This window comes from Streptomyces aurantiacus JA 4570 (genome assembly GCF_000414115.1).
GTDB classification, from domain to species: Bacteria; Actinomycetota; Actinomycetes; order Streptomycetales; family Streptomycetaceae; genus Streptomyces; species Streptomyces aurantiacus_A.
This window is the reverse complement of record NZ_AOPZ01000356.1, coordinates 1-9,938: the sequence shown is the minus strand read 5'-3', so window position 1 is coordinate 9,938 and position 9,938 is coordinate 1. Positions and strand designations below refer to the sequence as shown.

The 9,938-nt window shown below is 73.2% G+C and carries 8 protein-coding genes; all 8 read left to right on the top strand.

Going from position 1 to position 9,938, the window contains the following annotated elements:
• The first annotated feature begins 1 nt into the window (after position 1).
• Positions 2 to 1,702 carry a DUF2637 domain-containing protein gene (locus STRAU_RS29695; RefSeq protein ID WP_016644114.1) on the top strand — a complete coding sequence of 567 codons (1,701 nt, stop codon included), beginning with the start codon at positions 2 to 4 and terminating at the stop codon, positions 1,700 to 1,702.
• Between the two features lie 497 nt (positions 1,703 to 2,199).
• Positions 2,200 to 3,105: a hypothetical protein gene (locus STRAU_RS29690; RefSeq protein WP_016644112.1), complete on the top strand. Its 906-nt coding sequence runs from the start codon at positions 2,200 to 2,202 to the stop codon at positions 3,103 to 3,105.
• Positions 3,106 to 3,155: 50 nt separating this feature from the next.
• On the top strand, positions 3,156 to 3,422 hold the full coding sequence (locus tag STRAU_RS29685; protein WP_037662791.1) for a hypothetical protein: 267 nt from the start codon (positions 3,156 to 3,158) through the stop codon (positions 3,420 to 3,422).
• On the top strand, positions 3,419 to 4,528 hold the full coding sequence (locus STRAU_RS29680; RefSeq protein WP_016644111.1) for a conjugal transfer protein: 1,110 nt from the start codon (positions 3,419 to 3,421) through the stop codon (positions 4,526 to 4,528). The genes STRAU_RS29685 and STRAU_RS29680 overlap by 4 nt, the downstream gene beginning before the upstream one ends.
• Before the next feature lie 32 nt (positions 4,529 to 4,560).
• Positions 4,561 to 4,845 (top strand): hypothetical protein, encoded by a 285-nt coding sequence (locus tag STRAU_RS29675; RefSeq protein ID WP_016644110.1) that lies wholly within the window; start codon positions 4,561 to 4,563, stop codon positions 4,843 to 4,845.
• A complete protein-coding gene (locus STRAU_RS42570) occupies positions 4,842 to 5,441 on the top strand; it encodes a hypothetical protein (protein WP_016644108.1) in 600 nt (199 codons plus the stop codon). Before STRAU_RS29675 ends, STRAU_RS42570 begins: the two co-directional genes overlap by 4 nt.
• Entirely contained in the window at positions 5,441 to 7,981 is a 2,541-nt protein-coding gene (locus tag STRAU_RS29665) for an ATP-binding protein (protein WP_016644109.1), read from the top strand. The genes STRAU_RS42570 and STRAU_RS29665 overlap by 1 nt, the downstream gene beginning before the upstream one ends.
• Positions 7,978 to 9,938: hypothetical protein (locus STRAU_RS29660; RefSeq protein WP_037662789.1), on the top strand; the 1,961-nt coding region annotated here is incomplete at its 3' end. The genes STRAU_RS29665 and STRAU_RS29660, both read left to right, overlap by 4 nt.

The following is a 9,938-nucleotide window of genomic DNA, read 5'->3' as shown; positions in this document are numbered from 1 at the left end:
GGTGGTCGTCTTCGGTGCGCTCGTCATCGCCGGGATCGGCTTCGCCGGCTCGTACGCGGCCGTGCGCGAGCTGGCCGAGAAGAAGGGCTTCGGCACCTTCTCGATCGTCTTCCCCATCGGCATCGACGCGGGCATCTGTGTCCTGCTCGCCCTCGACCTGCTGCTGACCTGGCTGCGCATCCCCTTCCCGCTGCTGCGCCAGACGGCGTGGCTGCTGACCGCGGCCACCATCGCCTTCAACGGCGCGGCGGCCTGGCCGGACCCGCTGGGCGTGGGCATGCACGCGGTGATCCCGGTCCTCTTCGTGGTCGCGGTGGAGGCGGCCCGGCACGCGATCGGCCGGATCGCGGACATCACGGCCGACAAGCACATGGAGGGCGTCCGCATCAGCCGCTGGATGCTCTCGCCGCTGCCCACCTTCCTCCTCTGGCGCCGTATGAAGCTGTGGGAGCTGCGCTCCTACGACCAGGTGATCAAGCTGGAGCAGGAGCGCCTGGTCTACCAGGCCCGTCTCCGCTCCCGCTTCGGCCGCGGCTGGCGCCGCAAGGCTCCGGTGGAGTCCCTGATGCCGCTGCGCCTGGCCCGCTACGGCGTCCCGCTCGCGGAGACGGCCCCCGCGGGCCTCGCGGCGGCCGGCATCGAGCCCGCGCTGCTGTCCCCAGCCCCGGCTTCACTGGGCACCACGCCACAGGTCTCGGTGCCGGAGGCGCGGCAGCCGGAGCTGACGACGTACAGCACAGAGCGCCAGCAGGACGCCGCACCGCAGGCCCCCTCCACCCGAACTACTGGTGAGGAAATCTCCGAGGATGGGTCGGCGCGGGGCGCTGCCGAGAATGACCAGCCGGGCCTCGATGCCTACTTCGATGCCTATCAGGCATATGTGACGTCCGCTGGTGTCAGCCCGACGCCCCGCCAGTTCGCCTACTACCTGATGGACGCATACGGCGTCACTGCCCAGGACGGCGGACCGCTTTCCGAAACAACCCTCGGGCCCGTCCTGCAGCAACTGCAGCAGTGGGCAGGGGAGCAGACCAGCCCCGCGGCGGTGGCCGGCTCCGCTGATGACCAGCGCGCGGCGGCCGTGCCAGCCGGTGACGAGCCCGAAGAGCACCCGCTCCTCGACGCGGTGGTGACCCATACTCCGGCACCGGCGGACTCCGCCTCTGCCCGGCCGGCGGCAGCTCCCGCACCGGCCGCGATGGGCGGGCCGGTGGCGGCGAGCGGCTCCTCGCAGCCGGGCCGTTCAGGGGCTGCGCCGTCGTCGCCATCGGGCGCGGGGACGTACGTCCGTGAGCCGGTGGCGGCACCGACCGGCGCGGCGGTCGACGGGCATCGGGTCAGCGGGGGAGTGCCCCACCAGACGGCCCCGGACGTGCCCTCCGCCGGGGTTGAGGAGACGCCGGCCGGGGGGCAAGGCGGGTGGGAGTCCTCGGTCACCGACACGGGAGAGGCGACCGCGCGGCTGCCCGAGCAGCAGACGGACGAGCCGGAACTCGACCCGGTGCAGCAACAGATTGTGACCGTTGCCGGGTGGCTCCTCGAGGCGGAGGAAGCCGGGGAGCGGCTCTACGGCGCGGAGATCGCCCGTCGTCTTGGGCTGTCTGCGCGTACCGGCACCCGCCGTCTGGACAGGGCGAGGGAGTACCTGGAGGAGCAGCGCCAGCAGCAGGGGCGTGCGCACCTGCGGTCGGTCCGGAACTGACCGCACCACGAACGCGCGGCCGGTGGCCGGTGGCCGATCCTGGTCATCGGCCACCGTCATGTCCGCGCCCGGCCACTGTGGCCGCAGCGATGGTTGACGGCGGCCGGTGGCCGATGGCGGTGGCCGATCGGCGGGCGCCCGTGGTGGCCGATCGGCGGGCCGTTGGCCGATGGCCGATCCGGCCTCATCGGTCATCGGCCATGGCCGATCCGCCGGCATCGGCCACCGCCGCCGACGTGGCCGAGCCGCTCTGCGCCCCCGCTCCTCAGCCCTCGCTCCGGCGGGCTTGCCCACCGCGGGGTGAGGCTTGCCGATCGGGGCTTGGCCCGGTGACGGCGGGCTTGCCCGGCCCTCGGTGGGGCTTGCCCAATCGGCCACCGACGGCTTGCCCGGTACGGCGGCAAGCCTGTCACCTGCTCCTTTAGAGCGGTGGGCAAGCCTTTGGGCAAGCGGGTGTGAGGAGAGTTCACGGCACGAGATCCGAGAGGAGACGTGCCGTGGACGTGCCACGCCCCGCCCGCACCGCCGGCGGGATCTTCCACCGCCTGGACGCGGAGTGGGCGGTGCTGTGCGCCGACCCCGCCGTCCGGGACGCCGTGGCCGATTGGCTGATGGCCGATCACCTGGCCGACGGTGTCGCCGCGGCGACCGATGGCGTGGCCGATTCCTGGGTGCGCGGCCTCGGCCCCGCGCAGGTGCTCGCCGCGCTGCGCCCTCGCCGTGGCCGACTGACCGACGAGCTGGCCGATGCGGTGCTGCGCGCGCTGCTGCGCCGCGCGGCCGGCGCGGACAGATCGGCCACGCTCGCCGCCCGCGTCATCGTCCAGGCGATGATCCCCGCCGCCGTGCGGATGGCCCGCGGCCAGGTCCGCCCCTTCGGTGGCCGCTGCTTCGACCACGTTGCCTCGGTGACGGTGGCCGGTCTCTTCGAAGTGGCCCGCTCCGGCCGGATCCACACCCGGCCCGGCCGGCCCGCCGCCAACCTCGCACTGGACACGCTGCGTTACGTCTGCGCCGAGCTGGCTGCCGACCACGAAGAGCACGCCGAGGACCTGGCCGCCGCCGAATGCCTGCCCGACACAGCTCCCGGTCCGGCCCGGGCGGCCCAGGCAGGGGAGGTCCGTGCAGCTGCCGCGGTGGCCGGGCTGACCTACGCCGGCCCGGTCGGCGAGGCCGAGGCGGGCGCTGCTCGCCTGGAGTTGCTCGAGCTCGTCCTGGACGCGATGGATGCCGGCGCCCTCTCGCCCGCCGATGGCCGCGCCATTGCCTGGCACTACACCGCCGCGGTCCCCGACACGAAGGCGGCGGCCCGCGCCGGCACCACGGCCGGTGCCTGGCAGCGCCGGCGCTCGCGCGCCGTGGCCCGGCTGACGGCCGCGGCCCAGCTGCGGCCCGCGGCATGACCCCGCCTCCCGCTCCGGCCCTCGCCCGCCCGCCCCGACAGGAGTTCCGTATGCCTCCAGCCGCCAACCCGTCCCTGGACGCCGACGAAGAGCGCGTCACCCGCGCCCAGCACCTGCTGATCCATCTCGGTGCCGCGCTGGTCCACCAGCCCTTCGACCCCGACACCCACGAGCGGCTGCGGGCCTTCCTCGAGCACGACGCGCCCGCCGTCCTGACGTCGCTGCACCAGCTGCAGCAGCGCAGCGAACCCGAGCTGCGGGCCCGGATCGCCGAGCTGGCCGGCCACTCGCTTCTTCCGGCCGGAGGCGCAGCATGAACGTGAAGAGAGTCTTCGCCCGCCGCACCGAAGGATCCACCGCCGAGGCGGCCGAGGCGGTGCCGGACGCGGCGCCGGCCGAGGTGGGGGGCTGGTCGACCGGTGCCCGCGCCAACACCACCGCCCTGCTGCGGTGGGGCGCTTGGGCACTGCTTGTGCTCGGCCCGGTCCTCGGCGCGGCCGCCCTGGTGGCGCAGCCCACCTCCAGCGAGCAGCGCCCCGCCCCCGCCGCCCGCTCCGCGGCTGGCAACGGCTCGCAGGGCGCGGCCGGCTTCGCGACCTTGTACGTGTCGGCGTATCTGCGGGCGGGGGAGGGGGACGAGGACGCCCTCGCCGCCTACTACCCGCCGGCCCGCGGGCTGCGCCTGGACGGCGCGCCCGGCCGACGGCATGTGGAGGAGCTGACCGTGGCGCGGCTGCGGCAGACCGCGCCGGCGGTGTGGTCGGTGACGGTGGCCGCCCGCGTCAGCCAGCCCGCCGCCACGGACACCGACGTCGACGACGCCAAGGATGCCGCTCGCGACACCGGCGCCGGCGAGCACGGCGAGGGCGATGCGGAACGGGCGGGCGCGGTGCGCTACTTCCAGGTTCCGGTCGCGGTCGGCACCACCGCGGGGCGGGACGCCGGCAGTGGTTACGTGGCCCTGGGGCTGCCGGGTGAGGTCAGCTCCCCGGCTCGGATCAAGAGCCCGGAGCTGGTGTACGGGACGCTGCGCTCCGCGCAGCCCGGCGATCCGCGTACCCGGGCCGCGGGGGACTTCCTGAGCGCCTACCTCAGCGGCGCCAGCGGAGACCTGAACCGCTATCTGGCCCCGGGCACAAAGATCCGGCCCGTGCGTCCGGCGCCCTACCGCGACGTCGAGGTCGAGCAGACGGCGTTCGATGGCGAGCAGAGCAGCACCGTCCAGAGCCAGGTGCCCGCGGACGGTACGCGGCAGCGAGCGCTGGTGTCGGTGCTGGCCACCGAGCCGGACGGCATCCGCACTCCGCTGACGTACGCGCTGACCCTCACCGCACGCGCGGGCCGCTGGGAGATCGCCGCCCTCGACGGCGCCCCCACCGTGCTGCCCGCGGCGCCGCCCCCGCCGAGCACCCCCGCCTCCTGACACCCCCTTCAGTCGCTCACCTAGGAGTACACATGCACACCTCCGTCACGCTCGCCGCCAGTTGGATCGATGTCGGTAACGGCCTCGGCGGCGACTTCAAGGACCTCGTCTTCAAGGTCGGTATCCCCGCGATGTGCGGGGTGTTCGTGTTCGTCGTCGGCTGGAAGACCAAGGCGCCGGGCCCCACCATCGCCGCCTGCTTCCTCGCGGCCATCGTGTGGGGGCTCAGCGCGAACATGGACGACCTGCAGGGCAACACCAGCGACACCATCAACGAGTACGACGGCGGGCCCGGGATCATCGGCGGTGACCAGTGACGGCCGCCGAGAACAGCACCGACGAGGAGCTGATCGGCCGCTGCTACACCAAGGCACGCCGCGCCCCGCTGATGCACGGCGTCATCCGCGGCGTGGGGGAGGGCCGCAACCTGCGCCTGCCGGGCGGGCCCTACACCATCACCCAACTCGCGGCGATCGTCGGCTCGATCAGCCTGCTGATGCTCACCCGGCCGCTGTGGGGCGGCAACGGCCTCGCCGATCTGCTCGTGCTGCTGGTGGTGCCCGCCGCCGCCGCGATCACCCTGCGCTTCCTGCACATCGACGGCCGCAATCCGGCGGCCGCGGCGGTGAGCGTGGTGCGGATGCTCTGCGGCCCGAAGTGGGGTCGCCTGCGGGGGCAACCGCTGCGGATCCCCACGCCGCTCGGCCTTGCCCCACTGGCCAGCGTCTGCCTGCCCACCGCGGCGCCCGCAGCCACACCCCGACCCGAGCCCGCGCCCGCCGGCGCCAACCCCGCGCCTCCGGCAGCCGATCCCCCCGCCCCTGCCGCGGCCGCGCCGTCGCTGGCCACCGGCGTGCAGGCCCTGCTCGCCCGCCGGGAGCAGGCCCTCAATCAGCACCCCCGGGAGTCCTGATGCGTCTGCCGATCCGACACATCGAACAGAACCTGATCTTCACCACGCAGGGCACCGTGTGGGCCCTGTGGCGGGTGGAGGCCACCAACTACAGCCACGCACCCTCCACCGCGAAGAAGCGGCGCCTGAAGGCATTGGAGTCCTTGTTCAAGGCGCTGACCGGCGAGCCGATGCTGTTGTCGCTGTGCCCGCAGGTCGACCCGATCGCGGTGGTGCGAGCCATGGTCGCCGACGTCGACCTGAAGCGCAGCCCCCGCTACGAGCAACTCGGCCACGCGGTCTTGGACCAGCTGGAGGAGATGGAGCTGACCGGGCGCACCGACTGGCTCGCGCTGCCGCTGCCCACGCTCTCGCCCATGGACCTTCTGCGCGATCTGGCCGGGGCGGCGCGCGCGGACGTGGCCCTGCAGCTGGGCCTGATGCCGGCCCCGGTCACCGCCCGCGAGGTGGCCGCGCGCGCCGAGCAGGCGACACGACTGCAGGCATCCTGGCCCACCGGGGTAGCCATGCGGCCGGCCACCGAGGCGGAGATCCTGTGGATGTACGGGCACAGTGCGCGCCGCGGGCTGGCCGAGCCGTTCTTCCCCGACGGCACCGAATCGCCTGTGCGCGGCCGCGGCCGTACCGTCGCCGCCCTGGGCGAGCTGCTGGTGGCCGAGGGCGGCACCGACGTCGAGCAGCGGCGCGCGCCGGGCAATCCCTTCCGCCGCCGGTTCGTTCAGGTCTCCAGCCCGTGGGGCGACTCCTACCAGGCGCTGCTCGCGCTGGCCGAGATGCCCAAGGCGTTCGCGCTGCCCGGCGCGGCCTACCTGCAGCAACTGGACGACCTGGCCTACCCCGTCGACTGGTGCGCCCGCCTGGTCATCACCCCGGGCCGCAAGGCGGAGGTCAAGACCCGCAAGCGGGCCAGGCACTTGAAGGCCCAGGCCGCGGAGTATGAGGGCGACCCGGCCGGGCCGCCAGCCTCGATCGCGGAGAACGAGGCGGACAACGACGAGTTCCGGGACCGACTGACCGCCTCCGCGCGGGAGGTGGAGATCCGGGCCATGGTCACCCTCGCCGTGTGGGGGGACACCCCCGACGACGCGCAGGCCCGGGCCTCCGCTCTCGCCTCCGATTTCGGCAGCACCGAGTACACCTTCAGCCGGCCGGTGGGGGAGCAGACCGCCCTGTGGCAGGCGATGCTGCCCGGCTGCCGCACCCCCCGCGTCATGACCGGCTACACCCAGTACCTCCTCAGCCGGGACTTCGCGATGGCCATGCCCTGGTGCGGCAGCGCGCTGGGCGATGAGCGCGGCGGCCTGTTCGGGCTCCAGCTCGCCTCCGGCGGCGCCCGCCCGGTCCTGTTCGACCCCGCCCGCGGCCCGCGTGAGAACGCGTCCGCCTGCATGGCCATGATCGGCGAGCTGGGGGCGGGGAAGTCGGTGGCGATGAAGGCGGCCGTGTACAACGTGCTGGCCCGCCTGCACGAGCCGGACAGGCCACGGTCGCGGGGCCGCGCAGTGATCGTGGACCGCACCAAGGAAGAGGAGTGGGTGCGCTTCGCCAATGCCTGCCCCGGCACCACGCAGGTCATCCGCATCGACCAGCACGCCGAGGTCTCCCTCGACCCGCTGCGGCTGTTCGTCTCCGTCAGCCCCAAAGTCGCGGCCCGCTTCACCGAGAGCTTCTTGACCCTGTTGCTGGGGGTGCGGCCCATGGACCTGGAGGGCGTGGCCCTGTCCGAGGCCGTCCAGGCCGTCCTCGAACAGCCGGCGCCGTCCATGCGGGCGCTGACCGACGAGCTGACCGCGCGCGGCGCCGACGACTCCGCCTCCCGCTCCCTGGCCCGCAAACTGAAGGCCGTGGCCCGCAAGGACCTCTCGGCCGTCGTCTTCGACGAGGACCTGCCCATCGTGGACACCCACCGCGCCGACAGCGTCGTGTTCGCGGTGAACTCCCTGGTGCTGCCCAAGAAGAGCGAGCTCGCCAGCGAGCACCGCATCGAGCGCCTGGAGTTCGAAAAGCTGCTGGGCCGCGCGCTGATGTACCTGATCGCCGCGGTCGCCCGCGAAACCGTCATGAAGTCCAAGGACGAGTTCGGCGTCGCCGTGTTCGACGAGTGCTGGTGGCTGACGAGCTCGGAGGAGGGCCTGGAGCTGCTGCTGGAGCTGATGCGCGACGGGCGCAAGCACCGCGCGGCCGCCTACGTCGGCAGCCACGACGCCGACGACATCGGGCCCGCGAACAGCGAGAAGGGCCAGATCATCCGCGGGCTGATCCCGCACCGGCTCCAGTTCCGCCAGAGCACCCGCCAACTGGCCGCGCGCGGTCTGGACTTCCTCGGCGTGGACGCCACCGACCCCGACATGCTCGACCTGGTCACCTCCGGCCTCTCCCCGATCAACCTGCCCGAGGACGAGCGCCTGGCCCGCGCGGGGGAGTGCCTCTACCGCGACCTCAACGGCCGTATCGGCCTCATGAAGATCCTCATCCCCGCGGACGCGGCCGCCGCCCGCGCCATCCACACCACCCCCACCAGCTCCCTGGCCGCCGCATGAACACCCCCGCCCGCCTCCTGGCCGAGCTGCGCCACCGCCTGGCGGTGCTGGGCCGCACCCGGCTGCGCCTGGCCCTGCTCAGCGCCGCCCTCGTGGCCACCGCCCTGACCGTGCTCACCTCACTGCCCGCACACGCCGAACCCGACCCCTCCGCTCCGCCCAGCCCGTCGGCTCCCGAAACCCCGGGCGGGGCCGGCGGTGCGGAGGCGCCGACCGAGGAGGAGATGAAGCAGATCGAGCAGCTGCTCAAGGAGCAGGGCGAGCGGCTGGGCAAGTCCGCGCAGAAGGAGGCACTCGCGCAGCAGCAGGAGCAGGTCCGCAAGCTCCTGCCCAACGAAGGCGGTGTGCTGGGCGCGTTCAACGTCACCGACGCCAACAACCTGCCCATCAGCGCCTACAGCGTGAAGTCCGACACCGGCGGCATGCTCGACTGGTCCCTGGGCCTGCAGAATCTGATCACCGAGATCCTCTTCATGATCACCAAGTGGCTGATCGGGTTCTCCTGCTGGCTCATCGCCTGGTCGCTGTCCTTCGGCCTGGCGCACCTGCTGCTCAGCCCCGCGCTCGCCGTCGCACAGAGCCTGCACACCCGCGTGATCGTTCAGATGGGCCTGCCGTCCCTGGCCCTGGCCGCCTGCGCCCTGCTGTGCGTGGCCCGGATCTTCTTCGGTGACCGCGCCCGCGGCTGGGGCGACGCCGCCCTGTCCCTGCTGATCGCCGGCCTGACCACCACCCTGCTGGCCTCCCCACCGCAGACCCTGCTGGGGGAGGACACCGGAGCACTCGCCGCCGCCCGCGGCCTGTCCCTGGAAATCGCGGACGTCATCCTCGACAGCGACCCGACCGCGCCCTGGGCCACCAACGACGTCACCACCGAGGCCACCGACTTCACGCTGTCGAGGCCGCTGACCGACGCCCTCACCGACTCCTTCATCGTCCGGCCCGCCATGCTCCTGCAGTACGGCCAGGTGTTCAAAGGGGCCTGCGCCGACAGCTACTCCGAGACCCGGCTGGCCCAGATCGCCTTCGACCGCGCCCTGGACAAGCGGGTGGACCAGCTGAGCAGGTTCAACCACCTGGCCGACTACATCGTCCCCGGCCCGCAAGGCGCCGGCTCCGCCGTCCTGGACTGGGCCTCCAACAAGGCTGCCCGCTGGGCGGTCAACCACTACGGCGGCCCGCCGATGAAAGGCTTCGAGAAGGAGTGCGTCAAGGGCAACGTGTCCAGCGCCAAGAAGGCATCCCTGGACAAGCTCGGCGGCGCTTTCTTCCTGCTCATCGCCGCGATCATCATCACCGTCCTGGTCACCGGACTGGCCGCGGGATTCCTCACCGCCCAGGTGCGCCTGGCCTGGGACGCGATCCGCGCCGAACCCGCGCTCATCGCCGGCACCATCCCCGGCGGCGGCCGCAGCATCCTGTGGGACTGGCTCGCCTCGGTCCTGCGCAACCTCGCCCAGATGATCCAGTCCGTGGTCGCGCTGGCCGTGTCCATCCTCATCATCCGCACCGTCCTGGACCCGGCCCAGACCGAGTGGGGCAACGAACTGACCCTGCGCTTCATCGCCGTCGACGTGGTGTGCATCGCCATGGTGAAAAAGCGCAAACAGATCGCCGCCCGCTCCCGCCAGCTCGGCAACAACTTCCGCGCCAAGATGAACGCCGGCCGGATCGGCGGCAGCCACGGCAGCATCTTCACCCCGCCCGCCGAACAGGCCGCCCAGAACCCGCGGATCGCGCGGACGGCCGTGCGCGGCGTGGTCCGCGGCACCCTGGCCACCACCGCCCTGGTGCAGGGCAACCCGCTGGCAGCGCTCGGGTACGCGATGCCGCAGAGCGTGGGCGCGACCGCGCTGATGTCGCGCATGCAGCAGGGCGCCCGACGCGGCCGCAACCGGCCCGCAGCCCGCCCCGCCGGACGCCGCCCCGGCCCCAACACCCCGCCGCGCGGCCCGAA

Bases quoted from the DNA above. Each gene is read 5' to 3' on its own strand.
- STRAU_RS29685 (WP_037662791.1), top strand. From the start codon at position 3,156: ATGCCTCCAGCCGCCAACCCGTCCCTGGACGCCGACGAAGAGCGCGTC.
- STRAU_RS29665 (WP_016644109.1), top strand. From the start codon at position 5,441: ATGCGTCTGCCGATCCGACACATCGAACAGAACCTGATCTTCACCACG.
- STRAU_RS29675 (WP_016644110.1), top strand. From the start codon at position 4,561: ATGCACACCTCCGTCACGCTCGCCGCCAGTTGGATCGATGTCGGTAAC.
- STRAU_RS29680 (WP_016644111.1), top strand. From the start codon at position 3,419: ATGAACGTGAAGAGAGTCTTCGCCCGCCGCACCGAAGGATCCACCGCC.